28 protein-coding genes are annotated in these 25,929 nt (G+C 73.4%); 22 read left to right on the forward strand and 6 right to left on the reverse strand.

Annotation, left to right across the window (positions count from 1 at the left end; genetic code table 11):
* The first annotated feature begins 52 nt into the window (after window positions 1–52).
* The 6 genes from BS73_RS26205 (at window position 53) to BS73_RS26230 (ending at window position 5,750) form a co-directional block, all read left to right on the forward strand.
* A complete protein-coding gene (locus tag BS73_RS26205; protein ID WP_037576529.1) occupies window positions 53–1,048 on the forward strand; it encodes a tetratricopeptide repeat protein in 996 nt (331 codons plus the stop codon).
* 65 nt (window positions 1,049–1,113) lie between these two features.
* Window positions 1,114–1,476 (forward strand): histidine triad nucleotide-binding protein, encoded by a 363-nt coding sequence (locus BS73_RS26210; RefSeq protein WP_037576532.1) that lies wholly within the window; start codon window positions 1,114–1,116, stop codon window positions 1,474–1,476.
* 105 nt (window positions 1,477–1,581) lie between these two features.
* Window positions 1,582–2,550: a ribonuclease Z gene (locus tag BS73_RS26215; protein WP_051940659.1), complete on the forward strand. Its 969-nt coding sequence runs from the start codon at window positions 1,582–1,584 to the stop codon at window positions 2,548–2,550.
* Between the two features lie 105 nt (window positions 2,551–2,655).
* Window positions 2,656–3,846, forward strand: coding sequence for a PhoH family protein (locus BS73_RS26220; protein ID WP_051940662.1), 1,191 nt, complete (start codon window positions 2,656–2,658; stop codon window positions 3,844–3,846).
* 34 nt (window positions 3,847–3,880) lie between these two features.
* A complete protein-coding gene (gene ybeY / locus BS73_RS26225) occupies window positions 3,881–4,378 on the forward strand; it encodes an rRNA maturation RNase YbeY (RefSeq protein ID WP_037576534.1) in 498 nt (165 codons plus the stop codon).
* A gap of 19 nt (window positions 4,379–4,397) precedes the next feature.
* Window positions 4,398–5,750 (forward strand): hemolysin family protein, encoded by a 1,353-nt coding sequence (locus tag BS73_RS26230; protein WP_037576537.1) that lies wholly within the window; start codon window positions 4,398–4,400, stop codon window positions 5,748–5,750.
* Window positions 5,751–5,879: 129 nt separating this feature from the next.
* Here BS73_RS26230 and BS73_RS26235 read toward each other — a convergent pair whose 3' ends face one another.
* Complete coding sequence (locus tag BS73_RS26235) at window positions 5,880–6,725, reverse strand: thioesterase family protein (protein ID WP_037576540.1); 846 nt, start codon at window positions 6,723–6,725, stop codon at window positions 5,880–5,882.
* A gap of 109 nt (window positions 6,726–6,834) precedes the next feature.
* On the opposite strand from BS73_RS26235, the gene BS73_RS26240 reads away from it, so the two are divergent.
* The 4 genes from BS73_RS26240 to era all read left to right on the forward strand — a co-directional run bounded on the left by BS73_RS26240 (window position 6,835) and on the right by era (window position 8,889).
* Complete coding sequence (locus BS73_RS26240; RefSeq protein WP_407675061.1) at window positions 6,835–7,284, forward strand: PPOX class F420-dependent oxidoreductase; 450 nt, start codon at window positions 6,835–6,837, stop codon at window positions 7,282–7,284.
* 17 nt (window positions 7,285–7,301) lie between these two features.
* Window positions 7,302–7,661 (forward strand): cytidine deaminase, encoded by a 360-nt coding sequence (locus BS73_RS26245; RefSeq protein WP_037576546.1) that lies wholly within the window; start codon window positions 7,302–7,304, stop codon window positions 7,659–7,661.
* 69 nt (window positions 7,662–7,730) lie between these two features.
* Window positions 7,731–7,889, forward strand: a complete 159-nt coding sequence (locus tag BS73_RS38360) for a hypothetical protein (RefSeq protein WP_161789705.1) — start codon at window positions 7,731–7,733, stop codon at window positions 7,887–7,889.
* Window positions 7,890–7,941: 52 nt separating this feature from the next.
* Window positions 7,942–8,889 (forward strand): GTPase Era, encoded by a 948-nt coding sequence (gene era, locus BS73_RS26255; protein ID WP_084704372.1) that lies wholly within the window; start codon window positions 7,942–7,944, stop codon window positions 8,887–8,889.
* Between the two features lie 25 nt (window positions 8,890–8,914).
* Here era and BS73_RS26260 read toward each other — a convergent pair whose 3' ends face one another.
* Complete coding sequence (locus BS73_RS26260; RefSeq protein WP_051940665.1) at window positions 8,915–9,976, reverse strand: M4 family metallopeptidase; 1,062 nt, start codon at window positions 9,974–9,976, stop codon at window positions 8,915–8,917.
* Between the two features lie 271 nt (window positions 9,977–10,247).
* Here BS73_RS26260 and leuA point away from each other — a divergent pair, with 271 nt between their 5' ends.
* Together leuA and BS73_RS26270 are read left to right on the forward strand one after the other, a co-directional pair.
* A complete protein-coding gene (gene leuA / locus BS73_RS26265) occupies window positions 10,248–11,996 on the forward strand; it encodes a 2-isopropylmalate synthase (RefSeq protein WP_037576554.1) in 1,749 nt (582 codons plus the stop codon).
* 177 nt (window positions 11,997–12,173) lie between these two features.
* Complete coding sequence (locus BS73_RS26270; RefSeq protein ID WP_037576557.1) at window positions 12,174–12,902, forward strand: hypothetical protein; 729 nt, start codon at window positions 12,174–12,176, stop codon at window positions 12,900–12,902.
* Window positions 12,903–12,979: 77 nt separating this feature from the next.
* On the opposite strand, the gene BS73_RS26275 is transcribed toward BS73_RS26270, so the two are convergent.
* On the reverse strand, window positions 12,980–13,969 hold the full coding sequence (locus tag BS73_RS26275) for a helix-turn-helix domain-containing protein (protein ID WP_037576560.1): 990 nt from the start codon (window positions 13,967–13,969) through the stop codon (window positions 12,980–12,982).
* A gap of 87 nt (window positions 13,970–14,056) precedes the next feature.
* Between BS73_RS26275 and BS73_RS38365 the strand changes: the two genes are divergently transcribed.
* Genes BS73_RS38365 through BS73_RS26290 form a run of 4 tightly spaced genes read left to right on the forward strand, consistent with a single transcriptional unit; the run spans window position 14,057 to window position 16,402 of the window.
* A complete protein-coding gene (locus tag BS73_RS38365; protein ID WP_161789706.1) occupies window positions 14,057–14,215 on the forward strand; it encodes a hypothetical protein in 159 nt (52 codons plus the stop codon).
* On the forward strand, window positions 14,212–14,760 hold the full coding sequence (locus tag BS73_RS35090) for a universal stress protein (protein WP_051940668.1): 549 nt from the start codon (window positions 14,212–14,214) through the stop codon (window positions 14,758–14,760). Before BS73_RS38365 ends, BS73_RS35090 begins: the two co-directional genes overlap by 4 nt.
* Window positions 14,757–15,509: a DNA repair protein RecO gene (gene recO, locus BS73_RS26285; protein ID WP_037576562.1), complete on the forward strand. Its 753-nt coding sequence runs from the start codon at window positions 14,757–14,759 to the stop codon at window positions 15,507–15,509. Before BS73_RS35090 ends, recO begins: the two co-directional genes overlap by 4 nt.
* Entirely contained in the window at window positions 15,509–16,402 is an 894-nt protein-coding gene (locus BS73_RS26290) for an isoprenyl transferase (RefSeq protein ID WP_051940672.1), read from the forward strand. Before recO ends, BS73_RS26290 begins: the two co-directional genes overlap by 1 nt.
* Window positions 16,403–16,445: 43 nt before the next feature.
* Here BS73_RS26290 and BS73_RS26295 read toward each other — a convergent pair whose 3' ends face one another.
* Window positions 16,446–16,895, reverse strand: coding sequence for a Fur family transcriptional regulator (locus tag BS73_RS26295; RefSeq protein ID WP_037576565.1), 450 nt, complete (start codon window positions 16,893–16,895; stop codon window positions 16,446–16,448).
* A 283-nt stretch (window positions 16,896–17,178) separates the two neighbouring features.
* Here BS73_RS26295 and BS73_RS26300 point away from each other — a divergent pair, with 283 nt between their 5' ends.
* Complete coding sequence (locus BS73_RS26300) at window positions 17,179–18,567, forward strand: glycine--tRNA ligase (RefSeq protein ID WP_037576568.1); 1,389 nt, start codon at window positions 17,179–17,181, stop codon at window positions 18,565–18,567.
* 91 nt (window positions 18,568–18,658) lie between these two features.
* Here BS73_RS26300 and BS73_RS26305 read toward each other — a convergent pair whose 3' ends face one another.
* Window positions 18,659–19,105, reverse strand: a complete 447-nt coding sequence (locus tag BS73_RS26305) for a hypothetical protein (RefSeq protein ID WP_152617724.1) — start codon at window positions 19,103–19,105, stop codon at window positions 18,659–18,661.
* Between the two features lie 167 nt (window positions 19,106–19,272).
* On the opposite strand from BS73_RS26305, the gene BS73_RS26310 reads away from it, so the two are divergent.
* From BS73_RS26310 to BS73_RS26320, 3 genes are read left to right on the forward strand one after another with little or no spacing between them, the layout of a single operon-like run.
* Window positions 19,273–20,628, forward strand: a complete 1,356-nt coding sequence (locus tag BS73_RS26310) for a sensor histidine kinase (RefSeq protein ID WP_084704373.1) — start codon at window positions 19,273–19,275, stop codon at window positions 20,626–20,628.
* The gene (locus tag BS73_RS26315; RefSeq protein WP_037576573.1) at window positions 20,616–21,263 is read left to right on the forward strand and encodes a response regulator; all 648 of its coding nucleotides are present in this window, start codon (window positions 20,616–20,618) and stop codon (window positions 21,261–21,263) included. The genes BS73_RS26310 and BS73_RS26315 overlap by 13 nt, the downstream gene beginning before the upstream one ends.
* Entirely contained in the window at window positions 21,260–22,069 is an 810-nt protein-coding gene (locus tag BS73_RS26320; RefSeq protein WP_152617725.1) for a DUF4097 family beta strand repeat-containing protein, read from the forward strand. Before BS73_RS26315 ends, BS73_RS26320 begins: the two co-directional genes overlap by 4 nt.
* A gap of 111 nt (window positions 22,070–22,180) precedes the next feature.
* Here BS73_RS26320 and BS73_RS26325 read toward each other — a convergent pair whose 3' ends face one another.
* Entirely contained in the window at window positions 22,181–23,665 is a 1,485-nt protein-coding gene (locus BS73_RS26325) for an MFS transporter (protein ID WP_235215531.1), read from the reverse strand.
* A 101-nt stretch (window positions 23,666–23,766) separates the two neighbouring features.
* Here BS73_RS26325 and BS73_RS26330 point away from each other — a divergent pair, with 101 nt between their 5' ends.
* Window positions 23,767–24,663, forward strand: a complete 897-nt coding sequence (locus BS73_RS26330; protein WP_051940675.1) for a helix-turn-helix transcriptional regulator — start codon at window positions 23,767–23,769, stop codon at window positions 24,661–24,663.
* 67 nt (window positions 24,664–24,730) lie between these two features.
* On the forward strand, window positions 24,731–25,918 hold the full coding sequence (gene dusB / locus BS73_RS26335) for a tRNA dihydrouridine synthase DusB (protein ID WP_051940678.1): 1,188 nt from the start codon (window positions 24,731–24,733) through the stop codon (window positions 25,916–25,918).
* Window positions 25,919–25,929 lie beyond the last annotated feature (11 nt).

Raw genomic sequence — 25,929 nt, forward strand, 5'->3', positions numbered from 1 at the left:
GCACGGCCTCTTCCCGCCCCACCGTGGTCCGCCCGCACCCCATGGAGTCCGCATGCCCGCCGACCTCCCCGAGCCCCGCGACGAGGACTGGTGGGTGGCCAGGGCACGGGCCCTGCGCGCCGAGGACCGCCATGAGGAGGCCGTCCTCCACTGTGCGGAGGCGGTCCTTGCGCTGCCCGGCCGGGCCTCGGTGCACCGTGAGTACGGCTTCAGCCTCCTCTCCTGTCCCGGCCCGCTGCCGGCCGCCCGCCGGCAGGAGGCCTACCGGGCCGCCGCCGAGGCCGTCCGGCTGGACCCGGACCAGGCCGTCCACCACTACCTGGCCGGCCTCGCCGCCGAGCGGCTGACCCCCGGGACGCCCTGGCGGCGGGTCGCCCGCCGGGCCTTCCGGGAGGCCCTGCGGGTCGACCCGGAGTTCGCCCCGGCGCGGAGCGAACTCCTGCTGGCCGCACCGCGTCCCGAGGGCCCGGGCAGAGCGGTCGAGGCCTTCGCGGCGGCGGCCGCCGCGCCCGGCCTGCCGGAGCATCGGCATGACCGGGAGGTCGCCGCGGTCCGGCTGCTGAACGGCCTGCGCTGGATCGCGGTCCCCGCGGTCGTCCTCGCCGCCTGCGTCCAACTGGCCGTATGCCACCGGCCGATGGCCCAGCGGCTGACCGTCTCCGCCGCCATGACCGCGGTCCTCCTCGCCACCTGGGCGCTGTGGTGGGCGAGGGCCCTGCGCCCGCTGCCGCGGCCGGCCCGGGCGGCGCTCGGGCGGCTGGTGCGGACCAGGGGCCCGGTGCCGGCCGCCGTACTCGGCCACGCCTGCGGCAGCGCCTGCGCGCTGGTCACGGCGGCTGTTCCGCTGCCGGCCCGGGCCTTCTACGGCGGCCTGGCGGTCCTCGGGCTCGCCGCCGGCCAGCTGGCCCTGGCCGAGGCGTTCGACCGGCTGTCCCGCGCCTCCCTGAGCGGGCTGCGCCGCGCCCACGGCACGCTGCCGCGCCCCCCGTTCGTCCCCGCACCTCCTCCGCTGCCGCTGCCGCCTGCGGAACCCTGGCACCGAACCTGACCCCGCGACCTCCGCGGACTACGATGCACGGGCACCAACCAGCGCGCGCATGAAGGAGAGTCGACGTGGCCGGCGAGGCTCAGGCGGACTGCCTGTTCTGCAAGATCGTGGCGCGGGAGATCCCGGCGACGGTGGTCCGGGAGACCGACACCACGCTGGCCTTCCGCGACATCAACCCGCAGGCGCCCACCCACGTGCTGGTCGTCCCCAAGGCCCACTACCCGAACGCCGCCGCCGTCGCCCAGGCCGAGCCCGAGCTGGCCGGCCAGGTGCTCGCCGAGGCCGGCCGGGTCGCCCAGGAGGAGAAGGTGGACGAGAGCGGCTACCGGCTGATCTTCAACACCGGCTCCGGGGCCGGGCAGACCGTCTTCCACGCCCACGTCCACCTCCTCGGCGGCGGCGACGGCATGCACGAGCGGCTGCTCTGAGCGCCCGCACGCGACAGCGCGGCAGCGGAACACCGCGGCAGCGGAACACCGCCACAGCGGATCAGCGGAACAGCGGAACAAGTGAACCGACGGGACGTGGGCAGAGTGTCGCAGCGTGAACTCCTGGTCCTGGGCACGGCCGCGCAGGTGCCGACCCGGCACCGCAACCACAACGGCTACCTCCTGCGCTGGGACCGGGAGGCGCTCCTCTTCGACCCCGGCGAGGGCACGCAGCGGCAGATGCTGCTGGCCGGGGCGCCGGCCGGGCAGATCACCCGGATCCTGGTCTCGCACTTCCACGGCGACCACTGCCTCGGCCTCCCCGGGGTGATCCAGCGGATCAACCTCGACCGCCCGCCGCACGGCTACGCCGCCTACTACCCCGCCTCCGGACAGCACTTCTTCGAGCGGCTGCGGGGAGCGGCGGCCTTCCACGAGACCGTGGCCGCGGACCTCCACCCGGTCGACGGCGACGCCGCCGACCTCCCCGCCCCCGGCGCCCCCTTCACCCTCCGCGCCGAGCGCCTCTCGCACCCCGTCGAGTCCTACGGCTACCGCCTGGAGGAGCCGGACGGCCGCCGGATCCTCCCGGACCGCCTCGCCGCCCGCGGCATCACCGGCCCGGACATCGGCCGGCTGCAGCGCGAGGGCCGGGTCACCGCCCCCGACGGCGGCACCGTCGCGCTCGACGAGGTCTCCGTCCCCCGCCCCGGCCAGAGCTTCGCCTTCCTCATGGACACCCGGCTCTGCCAGGGCGCCGCCCGGCTGGCCGAGGGCGTGGACATGCTGGTCGCCGAGGCCACCTTCCTGGAGGCCGAGGCCGACCTCGCCGAGGCGTACGGCCACCTCACCGCCCGGCAGGCGGCCCGGCTGGCGGCCGAGGCCGGCGTGCGGCACCTGGTGCTGACCCATTTCTCCCAGCGCTACCAGGACACCGAGGGGCACCTCGCCGAGGCCAGGGAGTGCTTCGACGGCGAGATCAGCCTGGCCGCGGACCTCGACCGGATCCCGCTGCCCGCCCGCCGGGCGGCCCCCCTCGGCGAGCCCGCCGGGAAAACCGCTGGCGGGAGCTGAGCGAGTGACCGAACATCGGTCTCCGGCGGGTTGACCGTCGTACCCTTGGCAGTACCCACGCCAGTCCTACTGAAGACGGGATGACCCAGGCCGCAGCGCCGACCCATGACTTCCACACCACGCTCCCGCAGCACCGCAGCAGCCAACGGCTCTCGGGGGGATTCCGAGACATCCGAGACCTCCGGGTCCGCGGTGGCCCGCATCGTGATCCCGGAGAAACACCCGATGGTGACCGTCCTCGGTTCGGGTGACTCACTGCTGAGGGTGATCGAGAAGGCGTTCCCCGAACTCGACATCCACGTCCGAGGCAACGAGGTCACGGCGACCGGCGACAAGGCCGGGACCGCTCTGGTGCAGCGGCTCTTCGACGAGATGATGCTGGTGCTGCGCACCGGGCAGCCGCTCACCGAGGACTCCGTCGAGCGCTCCATCGCGATGCTGCGCGCCGCCGCCGTCGACCCGGAGCACCCGGACGCGGCCGAGTCCCCGGCCGAGGTGCTCACCGCGAACATCCTCTCCAACCGCGGCCGCTCGATCCGTCCCAAGACGCTCAACCAGAAGCACTACGTGGACGCGATCGACAAGCACACGATCGTCTTCGGCATCGGCCCGGCCGGTACCGGGAAGACGTACCTGGCGATGGCCAAGGCGGTGCAGGCCCTGCAGTCCAAGCAGGTCAACCGGATCATCCTGACCCGGCCCGCGGTCGAGGCGGGGGAGCGGCTGGGCTTCCTGCCGGGCACCCTCTACGAGAAGATCGACCCGTATCTGCGCCCGCTCTACGACGCGCTGCACGACATGATCGACCCGGACTCGATCCCCCGGCTGATGTCCGCCGGCACCATCGAGGTCGCGCCGCTGGCGTACATGCGCGGACGGACCCTCAACGACGCGTTCATCATCCTCGACGAGGCGCAGAACACCAGCCCCGAGCAGATGAAGATGTTCCTCACCCGGCTCGGCTTCAACTCCAAGATCGTGGTCACCGGCGACGTCACCCAGGTCGACCTGCCGGGCGGCACCAGGAGCGGGCTCCGGGTGGTGCAGGACATCCTGCGCGGCCTGGACGACGTCCACTTCTCCCAGCTGAGCAGCCGCGACGTGGTCCGGCACAAGCTGGTCGGCCGGATCGTCGACGCGTACGCCCGCTGGGACGCCGAGAGCTCCGAGGGCGCCGAGAGCGCCGAGAGCTCCCGGGGGGCAGGCGCGGACGGCGACCGTCCGCGCTCCGGCCACTCCAAGGGCGGGGCCCGGCGCGGACGCGCCCCCCGCCAGCCGCACCGCAGCGAGAGCTGACCGAGCACAGCACCACCAGAGGGCGACAGAACCCATGTCTATCGACATCAACAACGAGTCCGGCACCGAGGTGGACGAGGAGGCGATCCTCGACATCGCCCGCTTCGCCCTGGACCGGCTGCACATCCACCCGCTCTCCGAGCTCTCCGTCATCGTCGTCGACGCCGCCGCCATGGAGCAGCTCCACATCCAGTGGATGGACGAGCCCGGCCCGACGGACGTGATGTCCTTCCCGATGGACGAGCTCCGCCCCGGCACCCCCGGCAAGGAGGAGGAAGAGCTGCCGCAGGGCCTCCTCGGCGACATCGTCCTCTGCCCCGAGGTGGCCGAGAAGCAGGGCGCGGCCAACGGCCACTCGATGGACGCCGAGCTGCAGCTGCTCACCGTCCACGGGGTGCTGCACGTCCTCGGCTACGACCACGGCGAGCCGGAGGAGAAGGCGGAGATGTTCGGCCTGCAGAAGGCGATCCTGGACGAGTGGCGCGCCGCGCGGGGCCTCACCGGCCCGTCCCCGGCCCCGACCACTCACTGAGGCGGGGTGCGTCGCTCCGATGAGCGGTGAGAGTACGAGCCTTCTGGTCGGCGCCGTGCTGCTGGTGCTGGTGGCCTGGCTGGCCGCCTGCGCGGAGGCCGGCATCTCCCGGGTCTCCCGCTTCCGCGCCGAGGAGGCCGTGCGGCACGGCCGGCGCGGTGCGAAGCGGCTGCTGGCCCTGGCCTCCGACCAGGTCCGGTACCTCAACCTGGCCACCCTGATCCGGGTGGCCTGCGAGATGGCGGCCGCGGTCCTGGTGACCGTGGTCTGCCTCCACTCCTTCGACACCACCTGGGCCGGCGTGCTGGTGGCGATCGGCGTCATGGTGCTGGTGTCCTATGTCGCGGTGGGGGTGTCGCCGCGGACGATCGGGCGGCAGCACCCGATGAACGCGGCGACCGCCGCCTCCGTCCTCCTCATCCCGCTGGCCCGGATCCTCGGCCCGCTCCCCAAGCTGCTGATCATGCTGGGCAACGCGCTGACGCCGGGGAAGGGCTTCCGGGAGGGGCCGTTCGCCTCCGAGGCGGAGCTGCGGGCGCTGGTCGACCTCGCCGAGAAGGACTCGCTGATCGAGGACGAGGAGCGCCGGATGGTGCACTCGGTCTTCGAGCTCGGCGACACCATCGTCCGCGAGGTGATGGTGCCGCGCACCGACCTGGTGATGATCGAGCGCTACAAGTCCGTGCGGCAGGCGCTGACGCTGGCGCTGCGCTCCGGCTTCTCCCGGATCCCGGTGGTCGGCGAGAACGAGGACGACGTGGTCGGCATCGTCTACCTCAAGGACCTGGTCCGGCGCACCCACGTCAACCGCGCCGCGGAGTCCGACCCGGTCTCCGAGGTGATGCGCCAGGCCACCTACGTCCCCGACTCCAAGCCGGCCGCGGACCTCCTCCGCGAGATGCAGCGGGACCGCATCCACGTGGCCGTGGTGATCGACGAGTACGGCGGCACGGCGGGGCTGGTCACCATCGAGGACATCCTGGAGGAGATCGTCGGCGAGATCACCGACGAGTACGACCGGGAGGCGCCGCCGGTGGAGCCGCTGGGCGGCGGCCGCTTCCGGATCACGGCGCGGCTCGGCATCGAGGAGCTGGGCGAGCTGTTCGGCGCGGAGCTGGAGGACGAGGACGTCGAGACGGTCGGCGGCCTGCTGGCGAAGGCGCTGGGCCGGGTGCCCATCCCGGGCGCCAGCGCGGAGGTCCCGCTGCCGGACCCGGAGGCCCCGGACGAGGACGCGCCGCCGCGCCGGGCCATCCGGCTGACCGCGGAGAGCGCGGCCGGCCGGCGCAACCGGATCGGCACCGTCCTCGCCGAGCCGCTCCCCGCGCGGGGCGACGCCGCGCCGGAACCGGCGGAGACCCTCGCGGACTGAGGCCCGCGGGCGGCGCGGCTCCCCGCGCCTCCGGCGAGCCCCGCGGGCCCGGGCGCCCGGCGGGCCCGGGCGCCCGGCGGGCTCAGCCGGTCGGCGGGCTCAGCCGGCGGGCTCAGGCGCCCCGCGGGCTCAGGCCGGGGTGGGGGCCTTGGCGAGTTGGCGGGACTGGGCGACCAGGCGGCCGGCGGAGTCCCAGACCTCCGCGTCCTCCTCCAGCAGGCCGCCGGCGAAGTTCTTGGTGGCGTGGCGGATCCGCAGCCACCCCGGCGCCGGCACCGCCCGGACGTGGACGGTCAGCTCCAGCGTCGGGCACCACCCCGGCAGGCCCATGTCCATCGTCACCGGCGGCAGGGCGTCCACCGCGAACAGCAGGGACAGCGGGTCCGGCTCCCGGCCGTCGGCCAGCCGCAGCCAGCCCTGGATGACCCCGCGCCCGGACGGCTTCCCCCGCAGCCACCCCATGCAGGCCGGGTCGTACCGGATCTCCGTCCGCTCCATCAGCTCCATGTGCGGCAGCCGCGGGCCGTCCGTGCTGGAGAGGCAGTCCGCCACGGCCGGCAGCTCCGGCGGAACCGCCGTGGTGAGCACCTCGCCGTCCAGGCCCGCGTGGTCGCCGTAGGTGCCCAGCACCCGTATCCGCTCGCGCTCGCGGCCGGTCCGCTCGTCGGTCTGGACCAGCGAGGCCGTCCCCGTGGAGAGCGACCGCCCGCGCTTCAGCACCTCGGTGCGGACGTTCGCCGCGCCGGCCCGCGAGGCCGAGAGGTAGTGGGCGGTGACGGTGAACGGCGAGCCGCCGAGTTCCGCGCCGAGCGCGCGGGCGGCGACGGCGAGGACCAGGCCGCCGTTGATGCCGCCGCCGATCCGCCAGTCCACCGGCAGGTCGGCGCGGTAGGCGCCGTCCGACTCGTGGGCGACCTCGGTGGCGCGGTCGAACTCGGAGTCGAGCGAGCTTGCCGGTTCGGCGACGCTGGTCATCTGCTGTTCCCTCCCGGGGCGGAGTTACTGATGGGTAGGGTACCCGAAGGCCGCCCGGCCGATCAGGCTCGCGCGTGTCGGCGGGCGGCCCGGCCCGGTGTCGCCGACGATGGACCGCATGGCCACCATGGATGGGAACGAATGGCGGGCGTTCCTCGCGGAGGGAACGCGCACCGGCAGGCTGGCGACCACGCGGAGCGACGGGCGGCCGCATGTCGCCCCGATCTGGTTCCTGCTGGACGGGCCGCCGGGGCGGGAGGACGAGATCGTCTTCAACACCGGCGCTGAGACGGTGAAGGGGCGCAATCTCGCGCGTGATCCGCGGGTGATGATCTGCGTGGACGACGACCGGCCGCCCTTCTCCTTCGCGCTGGTGGAGGGCGTGGCCCGGCTCTCCGACGACCTGCCGGAGGTCCGCGCGTGGGCGACCAGGATCGCCGCCCGCTACATGGGCGCCGACCGCGCCGAGGAGTACGGCGCCCGCAACGGCGTCCCCGGCGAGCTGCTCGTCCGGGTGGCGATCCAGAAGGTCAACGCCCAGCGGGACATCGCGGGCTGACCCTTAGGATCGTCCGTATGAGCGAGCAGCAGCAGTCCCAGCAGTTGGACTCCGAGGACCGCAAGATCATCACCCTGGCGCGCTCCGCCCGCGCCCGCAACGGGGTGCCCGAGGGCGCCGCCGTCCGGGACGAGACCGGCAGGACGTACGTCGCCGGCACGGTCGCCCTCGCCTCGCTGGAGCTGACCGCCCTGCAGGCCGCCGTCGCGATGGCGGTGGCCAGCGGCGCAAAGTCGCTGGAGGCGGCCGCCGTGGTCGGCGAGGCCTCGATCCCCGCCGAGGTGGACACCGCCGCGGTGCGGGACCTGGGCGGCCCCGGCACGCCGCTGATGCTGGCCGGCCCGGAGGGCGAGCTCCTTGCGGTGCACCACGCCTGACGGATCATGAGGTCCTGTGCGCGGATCTCGAACGCAGGTATGGTTCGGGCGACGAGGGGGGCTGGTTCCATGGGTGCTGTGCGGTTCATCGCCGGTGTGCTTTTCGTTCTGATGGGGATGGGGCACTGGCAGCAGGACAGGAACCCGGGCTGGCTGGCCGCGTCGATCGTCGCGGCCCTCTTCACCCTCGTCTTCGGGCTGCCGGATCTCTTCAGACGCGGCAAGTAGCGCACGGCCCCGCCGGGCCGGTGGCGCCGAGCAGCGGTGGCGATGGGGGACAATGTGCTCCATGAGTGATCGCACCACCCCTGCCCCGGCGCACCGGGCCGGCTTCGCCTGCTTCGTCGGCCGCCCCAACGCCGGTAAGTCCACGCTGACCAACGCCCTGGTCGGCACCAAGGTCGCGATCACCTCGAATCGCCCGCAGACCACCCGGCACACCGTCCGCGGGGTGGTCCACCGGCCGGACGCCCAGCTGGTGCTGGTGGACACCCCCGGGCTGCACAAGCCGCGCACCCTCCTCGGCGAGCGGCTGAACGACGTCGTCCGCACGACCTGGGCGGAGGTCGACGTGATCGGCTTCTGCCTGCCCGCCGACCAGAAGATCGGCCCCGGCGACCGGTTCATCGCCAAGGAGCTCGCCGAGCTCAAGCGCACCCCCAAGGTCGCCGTGATCACCAAGACCGACCTGGTCCCGAAGGACCGGCTGGCCGAGACCCTGATCGCGGTGGACCAGCTGGGCCGGGAGCTGGGCATCGAGTGGGCGGAGATCGTCCCGGTCTCCGCGGTCCGGGACGACCAGGTGGGGCTGCTGGCCGACCTGCTGGTGCCGCTGCTGCCGGAGAGCCCGCCGCTCTACCCCGAGGGCGACCTCACCGACGAGCCCGAGCAGGTGATGGTCGCCGAGCTGGTACGGGAGGCCGCGCTGGAGGGGGTGCGGGACGAGCTTCCGCACTCCATCGCCGTCGTGGTGGAGGAGATGCTGCCGCGCGAGGGCCGGCCGGCGGACAAGCCGCTGCTGGACGTCCACGCCACCGTGTACATCGAGCGGCCGAGCCAGAAGGGCATCATCATCGGCCCGAAGGGGGCCCGGCTGAAGGAGGTCGGGACCAAGTCGCGGCAGCAGATCGAGGCGCTCCTCGGCACCCCGGTCTTCCTCGACCTCCATGTCAAGATCGCTAAGGACTGGCAGCGGGACCCCAAGCAGCTGCGGAAGCTGGGCTTCTGACGGCTCGTCAGCCGTCTGCCGCGCTTCAGCAGGTGACGCCGACCTGGCCCCAGGCCTTCACCACCGCCTCGGTCTCCTCGCCGCCCGGCCCGTAGCGGTCGCGCGCGGCGGCGGCGGTGGCCGCGGCGAACTCGGCGAAGCCGGCGCCGGCGGCCAGCCGTCCGCCGGTCAGCGCCTCGTACCAGATGCGTCCGGCCCGCTCCGCCGCGTCGCCGCCCAGGGCGTCCGCGAGGAGGAAGAAGGCGTGGTTGGGGATGCCCGAGTTGACGTGCACCCCGCCGTCGTCGTCCGTGGTGCGGACGAAGCCCTCCATGGTGGCCGGCTGCGGGTCCCTGCCCAGCAGCGGATCGTCGTAGGCCGTGCCGGGCTCGCGCAGGGAGCGCAGGCCGGCGCCGTGCAGCCCGTCGGCGAAGAGGCCGGAGCCGATCAGCCAGTCCGCCTGCTCCGCCGTCTGGCCCAGCTGGTGCTGCTTGGCCAGCGAGGCGAAGACGTCCGCCAGCGACTCGGCGAGCGCCCCGGACTGGCCGTGGTACTCCAGACCGGCCCCGAACTGCACCAGCCCGTGGGCGAGTTCGTGGGCGATCAGCTCCGGGCAGGCGGTGAGGTCACGGAAGACCACCCCGTCGCCGTCCCCGATCACCAGCCGCTCGCCGTTCCAGAACGCGTTGGCGTAGTGGGGCCCGTAGTGGACGGTGGCGTCCAGTGGCAGGCCCTGGCCGTCGAGGGAGGAGCGGCGGAAGGCCGTGCGGAGGAAGTCGAAGGTCCGGCCCATCGCGTCGTAGACCCGGTTGACCTGCGGGTCGGAGGTGGGGCGCGCGCCCTCGGCGCGGACCGCCCGGCCGGGCAGCCGCTCGCCGCACTCGGCGTCGGCGACCGAGCGCAGCGGCCGGTCCAGGGCCGTGTCGGCCGGGCCGACGGCGGTGCGCGGAGCCGAGGACCGGCGGCGTCGATGCAGGTGGTCGAGGGTGAGCGACTGGCGGGCGGCCTCCCGGACGGTCTCGTCCTGGGCGAGTGCCAGCCGCTCCAGAAGATGCGGCGGAACGATCCGGCAGCATGCCCGCCGGTGCGCGGAGTCCAGCTCGGTCATGTGACTCAAAGTCGCAGAACCATGACGCATTGTCACCCCTTCGCGGGGCGTTCTTCGTCTCATACTCCGGAAAGAACGGGGAGCCGGGTGCGGTCGCGGTGAGCCGTGGGTTAACGTGGTCGGCATCATGCGCTACGGGCTGCTTCTTCTTAGCTGCCGCGGCGGGGGCCTGTAGAAGAGGCCGGCTCCCTCGCCGCGGGTGTTGTGGTGCTGCGTGAGAACTCCGCAGAAGCCGACCACCAAGGGCCCACAGCCAGGGAGAACACCTCTGATGAAGCGTCAGACCCCGATCACCGCCGCCACCGTCCAGCAGAAGCCCTCGGGCATGCCGTTCCAGCGCTACAAGCCCTTCGGGACCGTCGACCTGCCGGACCGCACCTGGCCGGGCAAGGTCATCACCAAGGCGCCGCGCTGGCTCTCCACCGACCTGCGGGACGGCAACCAGGCGCTGATCGACCCGATGTCCCCGGCCCGCAAGCGCGCCATGTTCGACCTGCTGGTACGCCTGGGCTACAAGGAGATCGAGGTAGGGTTCCCGTCCTCCGGCCAGACCGACTTCGACTTCGTGCGCTCCATCATCGAGGAGGGCGCGATCCCGGAGGACGTCACCATCTCGGTGCTGACCCAGGCCCGCGAGGACCTGATCGAGCGCACCGTGGAGTCCCTGGTGGGCGCCCCGCGGGCGACCGTCCACATGTACAACGCGACGGCGCCGCTGTTCCGCCGGGTGGTCTTCCGGGCCTCCCGGGACGAGGTCCGGCAGATCGCCGTGGACGGCACCGGCCATGTGATGAAGTACGCCGAGCAGCTGCTGGGCGAGGACACGGTCTTCGGCTACCAGTACTCGCCGGAGATCTTCGTCGACACCGAGCTGGACTTCGCCCTGGAGGTCTGCGAGGCGGTGATGGACGTCTGGCAGCCCGAGGAGGGCCGCGAGATCATCCTCAACCTGCCGACCACCGTCGAGCGCTGCACCCCGAACGTCTACGCCGACCAGATCGAGTGGATGTCCCGGAACCTGTCCCGCCGCGAGTTCATCGCGCTGTCCAGCCACCCCCACAACGACCGGGGGACCGGCGTGGCCTCGGCCGAGCTGGCCATCATGGCCGGCGCCGACCGGGTCGAGGGCTGCCTGTTCGGCCAGGGCGAGCGGACCGGCAACCTGGACATCGTCACCGTCGGGATGAACCTCTTCTCGCAGGGCGTCGACCCGATGGTCGACTTCTCGGACATCGACGAGATCCGCCGGGTGTACGAGTACTGCAACCAGATGACCGTCCCGGAGCGCCACCCGTACGTCGGGGACCTGGTCTACACCTCCTTCTCCGGCTCCCACCAGGACGCCATCAAGAAGGGCTTCGAGGCGCTGGAGAAGGACGCCGAGGCGGCGGGCGTGCCGGTCGGGCAGCAGACCTGGGGCGTGCCGTACCTGCCGATCGACCCGAAGGACGTCGGCCGCAGCTACGAGGCGGTCATCCGGGTCAACTCGCAGTCCGGCAAGGGCGGCATCTCGTACGTGCTGAAGTCCGAGCACCAGCTGGACCTGCCGCGTCGGATGCAGGTCGAGTTCTCGAAGATCATCCAGACCAAGACGGACACCGAGGGCGGCGAGGTCACGCCGGCCGAGATCTGGTCGATCTTCGAGGACGAGTATCTGCCGACCGAGTCCGCCTGGGGCCGGATCCGGCTGCGCTCCCACCAGTCCTCGACCACCACCGACGGCCGGGACGAGCTGGTCGTGGACGCCGTGGTGGACGGCGAGGACACCGTGCTCAAGGGCGCGGGCAACGGCCCGATCGACGCCTTCTTCGACGCGCTGGGCGCGGTCGGGGTCGACGTCCGGCTGCTGGACTACGTCGAGCACACCCGCTCGCAGGGCGCGGCCGCGCAGGCGGCGGCGTACGTCGAGTGCGCGGTGGGCGAGAAGGTCGTCTGGGGCGTCGGCGTGGACAACAACATCGTCCGGGCCTCCCTGAAGGCCGCGATCAGCGCGGTGAACCGGGCCGAGAAGCGCGGCTGACGAACCGTCCGGGCCGGCGGGCGGAGCGGTGCTGGTGCTCCGAACTCCGCCTTCCGGCACGGCAGTTCACAGAAACGGTTACTCATCTCGCAGGAAGTGCTGACAGCGCGTCACTCTCATGGCAGCATCGGTCGATACGAAGCAGGCCGGTCGGCACACCGCAGGGGGTAGAGCGCCGTGACGCATCTCGTCGGGGTACGCGCCCGCTGGCGCACGGATTCACTCGGCGAGTTCTTCTGCCCCGGCTGCGGAGGCGACCGCCGCCACCGCCGCCAGCACGGCCGCCGCTGGCTGCGACTGGTCGGGGCGCCGCTGCTGCCGCTGCGCACCCTGGACGAGTGCGTGCAGTGCATGACCTGCCGCCGGCGCTACCCGCTGGAGGCCCTGGAGCGGCCCACCAGCGCCCGGCTCACCACCCTCCTGCGGGACGCGCAGTACACCGTCGCGCTGGCCGTGCTGGCGGCCGGCGGGACGACCGCCCGGGCGGCCCGGGAGGCGGCCTGCCAGGTGGTACGCGAGGCCGGCTTCGAGGACCACGGCGAGGCGCAGGTGCTGGCCGCGCTCGCCGCGCTGGGCGGACTGGGCGAGTCCGCCGGGGCGCCGGACGCCGCGGACGCCGGCGTGGAGGCGGCCGGCGCGGCCGGGCCCGGGCCGGACCGGTTCAGCGGCTGCGGCAGCGAGCTCGCCGTCGAGCTGCACGCGACGCTGGAGCCGCTGGCCCCGCATCTCGCCCCGCAGGGGCTGGAGCGGCTGCTGCTGCAGGGCGCCTGGATCGCCCTGGCGGACGGGCCGTACCGGCCGTCCGAGCGGGACACCCTGACCGCCGTCGGCTGCTGCCTGCGGATGACGGCCGAGCAGATCGACTCCACGCTGGAGGCGGCGGCGCGGATGCCGCATCAGCACTGAGCGGAGTCCGCATCAGCACTGAGCGGATGCCGCATCAGCACTGAACCGGGGGCGCGGGGAGCCTCGCCGCCCGCCCGTCACGGCGTCGCGGCCGCCAGCTCGCCCTCCGGCGCCGCCCGGGGCGCGAACGTCCGGCGGTAGGCCTGCGGCGTGACGCCCATCGCACGGCGGAAATGGTGGCGCAGCAGCGCGCCCGAGCCCAGCCCGCACAGCCTCGCCACCTCCTCCAGGTCCAGCGCGGTCTCCTCCAGCAGGCGGCGCGCGTGGAGCACCCGCTGCTGGGTCAGCCAGCGCAGCGGGGTGCTGCCGGTCTCGGCGGCGAAGCGGCGGGCGAAGGTCCGCTCGGACATCCGGGCCCGCTTGGCCAGTCCGGCCACCGTCTGCTCCCGGTCCAGATGCTCCAGCATCCAGTCCAGCAGCGGCTGGAGCCCGTCCGCCCGCGTCTCCGGCACCGGCAGGTCGATGAACTGCCGCTGGCCGCCGTCCCGTTGGGGCGGGACGACCATCCGGCGGGCGATCAGGTTGGCCACCTCGCTGCCCATCTCGCGGCGGACCAGGTGGAGGCAGGCGTCGATGCCGGCGGCGGTCCCGGCGCTGGTGATCAGCCGCCCCTCGTCCACGTAGAGGACGCCGGGGTCCACCTCGGCGCGTGGATAGCGCTCGGCGAGGGCCGCGGTGTGCCGCCAGTGGGTGGTGCAGCGCCGGCCGTCCAGCAGCCCGGCCTCGGCCAGCAGGAAGGCGCCGCTGCACACGGAGAGGATGATCGCCCCGCGCTCGTACGCCTCGCGCAGCGCGGCGATCGCGGCCGGGGGGTAGCGGGTGATCTCGGTGCCGACCGCCGGCACGCAGACCAGGTCGGCGTCGACCAGTTCGTCCAGGCCCCGGTCGGGGACGAAGGCGCAGCCGACCCGGGTGCTCAGCGGCCTGCCGGGGTGCTCGCCGCAGACCCGGAAGTCGAACGCCGGCACGCCGTCCTCGGTGCGGTCCAGCCCGAACACCTCGCACACCACGCCGAATTCGAACGGCGCGGTGCCGTCCACCAGCAGTACGGCCACGGAACGCAACATGTCCGCCACTGTACTTGGCAGGATTTTGCGGGACAAGGGCACTGCTGCCACTGGTGGCGGAATGTTGCGGGCAGAAGACTTACTGCCATGGCTGACACACTGATCGCAATCGCCCTGCTGGTCCTGCTGGCGCTCGCGCTGGAGCGCAACCACCGAAGGAACGGGCGCGGCCCCGACCGGTCCGGCCTCTCCCCGCTCGACCTGCAGCGCATCCGCGCCGAGCTGGACTCGGCGGTGGACCGATGAGGACCGGCGAACCGCGCGGATCCCGCGGCGAGGCGCAGGGGGAGCAGGCGGCACCGGGCCGGGAGCGGGTCGTGGTCGGGGTCAGCGGGAGCCCCGCCAGCCGGGTCGCCCTGCGGAGGGCCGCGGAGGAGGCCCGGCGGCTGCGGCGGCCGCTGCTGGTCGTCCAGGCCTGGCGGCCGCCGAACGGGGAGACGGCGGCGCGGGTGGCGCCCTGCCCGGAGCTCGACCGGGAGATCGAGTTCCGCGCGCAGGCGCGGCTGGACCGGATCCTGCTGGACGAGTGGGTGTATCTGACGGACGTTCAGGTCACCTCCTGGTCGCTGCGGGCGCCGGTCGCGGCGGAGGCGCTGGTCCGGGTCGCCCGCCCGGGGGATCTCCTGGTCGTCGGGGGAGCCGCCGGCCGCTCCCTCTTCCGCGGCGCCACCCGGCGCGCGGTCCGCGCGCGGGCCCGCTGCCGGGTCCTGGAGACCCCGCGCCCCGTTCCCGGGCCCTCCTTCCGCCTTCGGCGCCTCACCCGGGGCGGGACCGGCAGAATGGGGGTATGAGTCTGTACCGGGATGACGGCGTGGTGCTCCGCACCCAGAAGCTGGGGGAAGCGGATCGGATCATCACCCTGCTGACCCGCCAGCACGGGCGGGTCCGCGCCGTCGCCCGAGGCGTTCGCCGGACCTCCTCCAAGTTCGGCGCCCGCCTGGAGCCCTTCTCCCACGTCGACGTCCAGTTCTTCGCCCGTGGGAGTGAACTGACGGGCCGCAGCCTGCCGCTCTGCACCCAGGTCGAGACGGTCGCCCCCTACGGCGGCCGGATCGTCACCGACTACCCCGCCTACACGGCCGGCACGGCCATGCTGGAGACCGCCGAGCGGTTCACCGAGAACGAGGGCGAGCCCGCCGTCCAGCAGTACCTGCTGCTGGTCGGAGCCCTGCGCACGCTCGCCGCCCGCGCCCACGACGCCCATCTGGTGCTGGACGCCTTCCTCCTCCGCTCCCTCGCGGTGAACGGCTACGCCCCCTCCTTCGACACCTGCGCCAAATGCGGGCTTCCCGGACCCAACCGCTTCTTTTCGGTGCAGACCGGGGGCGTCCTGTGCGGGGACTGCCGAGTGCCCGGATGTGCCGTACCCTCCCCTGAGACACTGGAGCTGCTGGGGGCGCTCCTGTCCGGGGACTGGGAGACGGCCGACGCCTGCGAGCCGCGCCACTGCCGGGAGGGCAGCGGACTGGTCGCCGCCTACCTGCAGTGGCATCTGGAGCGGAGCCTCCGCTCGCTGAGATACGTGGAGAGCCAGACCTGATGGTGTTCGGAACGTCGTCCAAGGCAGCAGCGGCGTCGGCCCAGCCGGCGCAGTCGTCGAGGCGCCGCAACCGCCGCGAGTACCTGCCGCCGAGCCCGCACCCGAGCGGCGCCCGGCCGCCCAAGATCCCGGGCGAGCTGGTGCCGCGGCATGTGGCCATCGTGATGGACGGCAACGGGCGCTGGGCCAAGGACCGCGGCCTGCCCCGCACGGAGGGCCACAAGGTCGGCGAGGGCGTGGTGCTGGACGTCCTCAAGGGCTGCATCGAGCTCGGCGTGAAGAACCTCTCGCTGTACGCCTTCTCCACCGAGAACTGGAAGCGCTCCCCGGACGAGGTGCGCTTCCTGATGAACTTCAACCGGGACGTCATCCACCGCCGCCGGGACGAGATGGACGCCATGGGCGTCCGGGTCCGCTGGGCCGGCCGGATGCCCAAGCTGTGGAAGAGCGTCGTCCAGGAGCTCCAGGTCGCCGAGGAGATGACCAGGGACAACGACGCGATGACCCTCTACATGTGCGTCAACTACGGCGGCCGGGCGGAGATCGCGGACGCCGCCGCGGCGATCGCCCGGGACGTCGCGGAGGGCAGGCTGGACCCGAAGAAGGTCAACGAGAAGACCTTCGCCAAGTACCTCTACCACCCCGACATGCCGGACGTGGACCTGTTCCTGCGGCCCAGCGGGGAGCAGCGCACCTCCAACTTCCTGGCCTGGCAGTCGGCGTACGCCGAGTTCGTCTTCCAGGACGTGCTGTGGCCGGACTTCGACCGCCGCGACCTGTGGCGGGCCTGCGAGGCCTACGCCTCCCGGGACCGGCGGTTCGGTGGGGCGGTCCCCAACGAGACCCAGCGGGCGGGCGAGCCGGCCGAGCTGCCGTCCCAGCCCCAGCGCTGAGCCCCCGGGCCTGAGCGCCCAGCGCGGGCCCCCGGCGCGGAGCTCAGCCCGCGGGCCGCGCGGAGTGCGAGCAGTCCGCGCAGGTCCCGAAGATCTCCAGGGTGTGGGCGAGCTCGGTGAAGCCGTGCGCCGCGGCCACCTCGTCCGCCCACTCCTCCACGGCCGGGCCCTCGACCTCGACCGTCCGGCCGCACTCGCGGCAGACCAGATGGTGGTGGTGGCCCCGGCTGCAACGCCGGTACACCGCCTCGTTGTTGTCGGTGCGCAGCACGTCGATCTCGCCCGCGTCCGCCAGCGCCTGGAGGGTGCGGTAGACGGTGGTGAGGCCGACCCCGTCGCCCCGGTGCCGGAGCAGGTCGTAGAGCTCCTGGGCGCTGCGGAAGTCGTTCACCTCGTCCAGCGCGGAGCGGACCGCCGCACGCTGCCTCGTCGATCGGCCTCCCGGCCGACCGGACGGCCGGTCGGAGGGCGACTGCCGATTGGCCGTGGTCACCGCGGATGCTCCCGTCTGTCGCCGTCTTGGGCGTCCATTGTGCCAGCGGGGGCCGGGCCGACCGGAAGGGCCGCGCGAGGAGCCCGTCCGCGGGCCGGCCGCGGGCCCGCCGCGGGCCGACCGGCGCCGCACCGCGGGCGCGCGGCACACCGTCGTACCCGTAGAGTGCCCACCGATTTGAATCCGGCATGGCGGGGGCCGGTAACCTGAGGTATTCGGTCGGGGCGACGCGCCGATCGACCCCACCCGTCACTGACCGCTTCGTCGTACTGAAGAGAGCACTGTGGCCGCCGACAAGATCGACACGATCGTCAGCCTGAGCAAGCGCCGTGGCTTCGTCTACCCCAGCAGCGAGATCTACGGTGGCCAGCGCGCCGCCTGGGACTACGGGCCGCTGGGCGTCGAGCTCAAGGAGAACATCAAGCGGCAGTGGTGGCGCGCCATGGTCACCAGCCGCGAGGACGTCGTGGGCATCGACTCCTCGGTGATCCTCGCCCGCGAGGTCTGGGAGGCCTCCGGACACGTCGCCACCTTCAGCGACCCGCTCACCGAGTGCACCTCCTGCCACAAGCGGTTCCGCGCGGACCACCTGGAGGAGGCGTACGAGGCCAAGCACGGCCGCCCGCCGGCCAACGGCCTCGCCGACATCAACTGCCCCAACTGCGGGAACAAGGGCGGCTTCACCGAGCCCAAGCAGTTCTCCGGGATGCTGCAGACCCACCTGGGCGCGTTCAACGCGGATGATCCGGCGGGTCTCGCGTACCTCCGCCCGGAGACCGCGCAGGGCATCTTCATCTCCTTCGCCGCCGTGCAGCAGACCTCGCGGAAGAAGCCGCCGTTCGGCATCGCGCAGACCGGCAAGTCCTTCCGCAACGAGATCACGCCCGGCAACTTCATCTTCCGGACCCGCGAGTTCGAGCAGATGGAGATGGAGTTCTTCGTCAAGCCGGGCGAGGACGAGAAGTGGCACGAGTACTGGCTCGAGGAGCGGATGAACTGGTACCGCGGCCTCGGCGTCCGCGAGGAGAACCTGCGGTTCTACGAGCACCCCAAGGAGAAGCTGTCGCACTACGCGAAGCGGACCGTGGACATCGAGTACCGCTTCCAGTTCGGCGGCAGCGAGTTCGGTGAGCTGGAGGGCATCGCCAACCGCACCGACTACGACCTGGCGCAGCACGCCCAGCACTCCGGCCAGGACCTCAAGTACTTCGACCAGGAGTCCGGCGAGCGCTGGTTCCCGTATGTGATCGAGCCGGCGGCCGGCGTCAACCGCGCGATGCTGGCCTTCATGCTGGACGCGTACGTCGAGGACGAGGCGCCGAACGCCAAGGGCGTGATGGAGAAGCGCACCGTGATGCGCCTCGACCCGCGGCTCGCGCCGGTCAAGGTCGCCGTGCTGCCGCTGTCCCGCAACGCCGCGCTCTCCCCGAAGGCCCGCGGTCTCGCCTCCGACCTGCGCAAGCACTGGAACGTCGAGTTCGACGACGCCGGCGCGATCGGCCGGCGCTACCGCCGCCAGGACGAGATCGGCACGCCGTTCTGCGTCACGGTCGACTTCGACACCCTTGAGGACAACGCGGCGACGGTCCGCGACCGCGACTCGATGGGCCAGGAGCGCGTCTCCCTCGACCAGGTCGAGGGCTACCTGGCGGGCAAGCTGCTCGGCTGCTGACGCGGCAGGCGCCGCAGGCGCGAGCAAGGGGCGCGAGGAACCCCGCGCCCCTTGCTCGCCCTACGGGCTCAGCGGGCCGCGGGCCGAAGGGTCAGCGCGCCCTGCGGACCCGGAGGGCGACGCCCTGCCCGCGAACCACCGTCGGCCGGACCGTCCCCGTCGTCGTCGCCAACCAGAACGCCGCCCCCACGGGCACCGTCGCAGACGGTAGCTCCCGCCGCGGCCTGCGCCCGAGGAAGGCGATCTCCGGCCCACCCGCGCCCGCGCCTTCCGCGACCACCCCCCACGCCAGCCCGTACCAGCGCCCGGCCCGCCGGACCGCCTGCGCGTCCCGCAGCGGCCGGGCGTCCAGCGCGGTCCCGGCGACGACCACGTCGACCAGCAGCCCGTCCCGGTACACCTCGAGCGCCGGCCGCCCGCCCGCGCCGCGCCCGAACCGGACGGACCACGGCCCGTCCGTCGCCTCCTGGAACCCCGGCAGCGGCAGGCCCGGCGGCTCGTGGACGACGGCGCACGGCGCGTCACCGGTGATCGGCATCATGGTCCCCCCAAAAACGGTCCTGGTCGGCCGTCTCCCACTCTGCGCGTCGGACCTGTGTGAAGTCGGTAGTGGCCGCAGCCGGATCCGGGGTGTACCCAGCACCACCCCCACCCGGAACGGAAGTTCATGGCCGCCGCCCGACCAGGGCACATAGGCTCTGGCCCATGGCATCCGCAGCCGCCGGCCCCGGCCCGGGCCCCGGCGCATCGCAGAGCGCGCCCGCCGCCCCGCGCGGCGCCGGCCTGCGCCGCGCCTACCGCCTGCTGCGGGAGCGGGCCCCCTGGGCCCACCAGGCCCTGCTGGGGCAGGCCTTCGCGGCGACCGCGGTGGCGATGGGCCTGCCGGCCTTCCTGCTGGTGGCCGTCGCGCTGGGTGCCCGAGGCGGCTTCTGGCTGGTGCTCCTGCTGACGGCGCCCCTGGTGGCGCTGTCGATCCGGCCGCTGACGGCGGTTCAGCGGAGCCGCTTCGCCGCCCTCCTCGGCCTGGAGATCCCGGTGCTGCCCCGGATCGCGGGGCCGTACGGCCCGCGCCGGCTGCACGCCTGGCTGCGCGCGGAGACCACCCGGCGGCAGGCCGGGTACCACCTGCTGGCCGCCCCCGTGCTGGCCGCCGCCGGAGCCGCCTCGCTCGCCTGCTCCGCCGTCGGGCTGCTGTTCTCCACCGTCTACCTGTGGGTCTGGGCGCTGCCGCCGCAGAACCGGGTGGCCGACTGGGGCTATACCACCCAGGCCGCCTACCTCACCGCGCTCGGTCTGGCGCTGCTCTGGCTGGCGCCGTGGATCGCCGAGGGGGTGGTGCGCGCCGACGTCCGGCTGGCCGCCGCACTCCTCGGGCCGAGCCTCGCCGAGCAGCTGGAGCGCCGGGTCGAGGACCTGGCGGAGTCCCGCGCCGGGGTGGTGGACGCGGCCGACGCCGAGCGCCGCCGGATCGAGCGCGACCTCCACGACGGGGTCCAGCAGCGGCTGGTCTCGCTGGCGATGAACCTCGGTCTGGCCCGCCGGACCCTCAAGGACCTCCCGCCGGAGGCGCTCCGGGTGATCGCCGAGGCGCAGCAGGAGGCCCAGGCCGCCATCGCCGAACTCCGGGACGTGGTACGGGGTCTCCACCCGGCCGTCCTGGAGGACCGGGGCCTGGACGCGGCGCTCTCCGGGATCGCCGCCCGGGCCCCGCTGCCGGTCCGGCTGCATGTGGACATGCCGGAGCGGCCGGTGCCGACCGTCGAGGCGGTTGCGTACTTCGTGGTCGCCGAGGCGCTGACCAACGTGGTCAAGCACGCCGGGGCGAGCCGGGCGGAGATCTGGGTGGCGGCCCGGAACGGGCTGCTGCGGATCGCCGTCTCGGACGACGGCCGCGGCGGGGCCGATCCGGACGCGGGCCCGCGGGCCGGCTCCTTCGCCGGGGGCGGCTCCGGCCTCTCCGGCCTGCGCAAGCGGGTCGCCTCGGTGGACGGCCGGTTCTCCCTCTCCAGCCCCGTCGGGGGCCCGACCACCGTGACCGTGGAGCTGCCGTGCGCGCTGTGATCGCCGAGGACTCGGTCCTGCTGCGGGTGGGACTGGTCAAGGTGCTTGAGGCGGTGGGGTACGAGGTGGCGGCGGCGGTCGGGGACGCCGAGGGGCTGCTCGCGGCCGTGGAGGAGCACCGCCCGGATGTGGTCGTGGTGGATGTCCGGATGCCGCCCGGCTTCACCGACGAGGGGGTCCGGGCCGCGCTGGTGATCCGCCGCCAGTGGCCGCAGATCGGCGTGCTGCTGCTCTCCCAGTACGTGGAGGAGCGGTACGCCGCCGACCTGCTGGCCGCCAACACCCGCGGGGTCGGCTATCTGCTGAAGGAGCGGGTGGCGGACGTCGACGAGTTCGTGGAGGCGCTGCAGCGGGTCGCCGGCGGCGGCACCGCGCTCGACCCGGAGGTGGTCGCCCAGCTGCTGCTGCGCCGCCACAGCAGCGACCCGCTCGAAGCGCTGACCCCGCGCGAGCGGGAGGTCCTGGGGCTGATGGCGGAGGGCCGCTCCAACGCGGCCATCGCGGAGCTGCTGGTGGTCAGCGACAGCGCGGTGGCCAAGCACATCAACTCGATCTTCAGCAAACTGGACCTGCCGCCGGCCGAGGCCACCCACCGGCGGGTGCTGGCCGTGCTGCGCTTCCTGGAGGGGACGTGAGCCCGTCTCCCGAACCGCATCGGGGTCCGCGGCCGCATCCTCATCGTTCGCTGTGGCTGGCGGTGGCCGCGCTGGTGGCGGCGGTGGTGGCGGGGCTGAGCGGGATGCGGATCTGGAGCTCGCTGGTCCAGCAGGGCACCAGCTCCGACATCGGCTACCAGCGGCCGATCGGCTCGCTGGTGATCGACTCCGGCGGGGCCGACGTGGTGGTCGCACCCGGCGGTGCGGGGGAGGTGATGGTCCATCAGGTGCTCGACTGGACCCTCCGCCGGCCGACCGTGCAGCAGGCCTGGTCCGGCGACACCCTGACGGTGCGGGCCCGCTGCCGGACGGCGGGGCGCTGGCCCTTCGCCCGGCAGTGCGCGGTACGGCTGGCCATCGCGGTGCCGGCGGGCACGCCGGTCACCTATCTGGGCGGCTCCGGCAGTCTGCGGGCGAGCGGGCTCGGCGGGGCGCTGCGGCTGACCGCCGATTCGGGGGAGATCGCCCTCTCCGGGGTGCACGGGCCGGTGAGCGCCTGGGTGCGGTCGGGCACGATCGTCGGCCTCGGGCTGACCTCGTCCCGGGTCACGGCGCGGACCCAGTCCGGCTCCGTGGCGCTGGACTTCGCGGCGCCGCCGCTGGCGGTGGACGCGTACACCGGCGCCGGCTCGGTCGCCGTCACCGTCCCCACCGCCACCCACTACCGCATCACCGGCACCGCGAGCGGCTTCGACGTCACCCCGGAGGGGCTCCGCGACCCGGCGTCCCCCCTGCGGATCAACGCCTCGGCCCCGTCCGGCTCGGTGGGGATCGCCTACCGCTGAGAGCTGGGAAGGGGAGTGCGGGTCCGGGGGAGCGCACCCGCGGCTCCCGCCCAGCTCCCCGATCCCCCGCGCCGGGCCACCGCCTCAACCGCCTGAACCGCCTCAACCGCCTCAGCTCAGCGCCCGCGGCAACCGCGTCGTCAGCACGGCCACCACCAGCGTCATCGCCAGCTGGATCGTCAGGACCAGCGGGAGGGCGTCCCGCGTGCCCAGGCTCGGCGACAGTGCGAGGAAGAGGGTGCCGAGGGTGGCCACGCCCAGTGCCAGGCTGGACTGCTGGGTGGTGGCCATGATGCCGCCGCCCACACCGGCCCGGTCCGCCGGGACGTCCGCCAGCACCACCCGGAACAGCGGCGGCATGACCAGCCCCTGGCCGATCCCGGTGATCGCCATCCCGGGGATCAGCGCGTACGGGCTGATGTGCGACCAGTCGGCGTAGACCGTCGCCGCCAGCACCGCCAGCCCCACGGCCTGCAGCAGCGCGCCGAAGGTCATCACCCTGGTGCCGAAGCGCGGCAGCAGCCGCGGCCCGGAGAGCGAGGCGAGGAAGAAGCCGGTGGCCATCGGCACCATGGAGAGGCCCGCGGAGATCGGCCCCTCGTGCATCCCGACCTGGAGGGCGACCGCGATCACCATCATGAAGCCGCCGAATCCGGCGAAGAACGGCACCGCGGTGGTCAGCCCGAGCCGCAGCCCGCGCACCTGGAGGAGGGAGATCGGCACCAGCGGCACTCCGCCGTTCCGCTCGGTCCGCCGCTCCACCGCGACGAACCCGGCCAGCAGGAAGGGGAACGCGCCCAGCAGCAGCCGGCTCCACCACGGCCAGCCCAGCGAGCGGCCCTCCATCAGCGGGACCAGCAGCGCCAGCAGCGCCGAGGCCAGCAGTGCGGTGCCCGGCACGTCCGTCCTGGCCGGGTGCGCCGAGCGGGTCTCCGGCACACTGCGCACCGCGAGCACCGAGGCGACCAGCGCCACCGGCACGTTCACCAGGAAGATGAACCGCCAGCCGGTGCCGAAGAGGTTCGCGGTGACCAGCACACCGCCCAGGACCTGGCCGATCACCGTGGCGATGCCGCCGACCGCGCCGTAGATGCCCATCGCCCGGGTGCGGCGGTGGCCCTCGGTGGTGGACTGGATGGTGGCCAGGACCTGCGGCAGCATCATCGCGGACGCCGCGCCCTGGGCCGCCCGCGCGGCCACCAGCGCCCCGGCGGTCGGGGCGACCCCGCAGGCCAGCGAGGTCAGGGCGAAGAGGAGGGCACCGGTGATGAAGAGCCGGCGCCGCCCGTAGCGGTCGCCGAGCCGCCCGCCGAGCACCAGCAGCACGGCGTACGAGATCCCGTAGCCGGCGACGAAGAGCTCCAGGGTGGCCGGCCCGGCGGTCAGGTCGCGCTCGATGGTGGGCAGTGCGACGTTCACGATGAAGAAGTCCAGCATCGGCAGGAACGCGCCGAGGAGGACGGTGAGCAGCCCGATCGGGCTGAGGAGGGACGGGGGGTGCGGGGAGTCGGGGGCCGCGGCACGGCTGATGCGGGTGACGCTCGGCAGCACGGCGGCCCTTGAGCGGGGAGCGGAGGATGTCTGCGGTGTGCTCACGGGTACCAGGTTGCGATGGCTCTGAGCCTGGTACCAGACAGTGTTTATCCAGGTACCACGACCACCTGGCAACAGGATGCGGAAGAAGGCATCCTGGTGGCATGACGAGCCTCAGCCCTGCCCCCACCCGGCTCGATCCGGATGCCGCCCGCCGCCGCGAACTGGCCGACTTCCTGCGCAGCCGCCGCGAGCGGATCTCGCCCGACCAGGTCGGCCTGCCGTCCACCGGCCGCCGGCGCACCCCCGGCCTCCGCCGCGAGGAGGTCGCGCAGCTCGCCGCGGTCGGGGTCACCTGGTACACGTGGCTGGAGCAGGGCCGGGACATCCAGGTCTCCGCGCAGGTGCTGGACGCCGTGGCGCGCACCCTCCGGCTGGACCCCAACGAGCGGGGGCACCTCTTCCTGCTGGCCGGGGCGAGCGACCCGATGCCGGGCAAGATCTGCTCCACCGTCACCGACCCGATGCGGCTGATGCTCGACCAGCTGGAGCCGCATCCGGCCGTGGTGGTCAACTCCCGCTACGACCTCCTCGCCTACAACCGCACCTACGCCCACCTCCTGGTGGACCTGGAGGGGCTGCCCCCCGAGGACCGCAACAACGTCTGGCTCGCCTTCACCCACCCCGCCTGGCGCGAGTGCCTGCCGGACTGGGAGTCGGCGATCCAGGGGATGGTCGCCAAACTCCGCTCGGCGATGGCCGACCACGTCACGGAGCCGGCCTGGAAACTGCTGGTCAAGCGGCTGCGCGCGGCCTCGCCCGAGTTCGCCGAGGCCTGGGACCGGCATGAGGTCGCGGACGCGGCGAACGGGGTGAAGCGGATCCGGAACCCGCACGTCGGCATGCTCCACGTCGACTACACCAACCTCTGGCTGGGCCCGCGGCACGGCCCCCGGATGATCGTCTACTCGCCGACGGACGAGGAGACCGCGCAGCGCCTGGAGCGCCTGCTGGAGTACGCGGTCGCGGTGGAGGAGCGGCGCGGTCGGGGCGCGGCTTAGGGCTCACGCGGCGGCGATGGGAGAATGGGGGCTGCGCCCCCGCCGTCCCCGTACAGAAAGCCGCGACATGACCGTGACCGACGTCGCCGCCCCCGCCACGCCGTCCGCCGCGCCGCCGGCCGTAGCACCGCTGCGGCTCGGCGCGAAGCTGCGGATCTGGCCGCCGGTGGTGCTGGCGCCGATGGCGGGGATCACCAACGCGCCGTTCCGCACCCTGTGCCGCGAGCAGAGCGGCGGCAAGGGGCTCTTCGTCTCCGAGATGATCACGACCAGGGCGCTGGTCGAGCGGGACGCCAAGACGCTGCGGCTGATCCGCTTCGACCCGAGCGAGCAGCCCCGCTCGATCCAGCTGTACGGGGTCGACCCGGTGATCGTCGGCAAGGCCGTCCGGATGATCGTGGACGAGGACCTGGCCGACCACATCGACCTCAACTTCGGCTGCCCGGTGCCGAAGGTGACCCGCAAGGGCGGCGGCTCGGCGCTGCCGTACAAGCGGAACCTGATGCGGGAGCTGCTGCGGCAGGCGGTCGGGAACGCGGGCGAGCTGCCGGTCACCGTCAAGATGCGCAAGGGCATCGACGACGACCACATGACCTACCTGGACGCCGGGCGGATCGCCGCCGAGGAGGGCGTCTCGGCGATCGCCCTCCACGGGCGGACCGCCATCCAGCACTACAGCGGACAGGCGGACTGGGAGTCCATCGCGCGGCTGCGGGAGGCCGTGCCGGCCGAGATCCCGGTGCTGGGCAACGGCGACATCTGGTCCGCGGACGACGCGGTGCGGATGGTCCGGGAGACCGGCTGCGACGGCGTCGTGGTCGGGCGCGGCTGCCTGGGGCGGCCGTGGCTCTTCAAGGAGCTGGTCTCGGTCTTCGAGGGAGAGGTCGACTACGCGCGGCCGGACTTCGGGTACGTGGCCGGGGTGATGCTGCGCCACGCCGAGCTGCTGGGGGAGTGGATCGGGGACGAGGCGCGCGGCGTCATCGACTTCCGCAAGCACGTCGCCTGGTACACCAAGGGCTTCTCGGTCGGCTCCGAGCTGCGCAGCCGGCTGGCGCTGGCCTCCTCGCTCGCGGAGATGGGCGAGCTGCTGGCCCAGGTGGACCAGGAGCAGTCCTGGCCGGAGTCGGCGGACGGCCCGCGCGGCCGCACCTCCGGCGCGCACCGCGTGGTCCTCCCGGACGGCTGGCTGGACGACCCGTGGGACTGCGCGATCCCGGGCGCGGACGCGGAGCTGGACACCTCCGGCGGCTGACCGGGCTGACC

The organism is Phaeacidiphilus oryzae TH49 (assembly GCF_000744815.1).
Classification (GTDB): Bacteria; Actinomycetota; Actinomycetes; order Streptomycetales; family Streptomycetaceae; genus Phaeacidiphilus; species Phaeacidiphilus oryzae.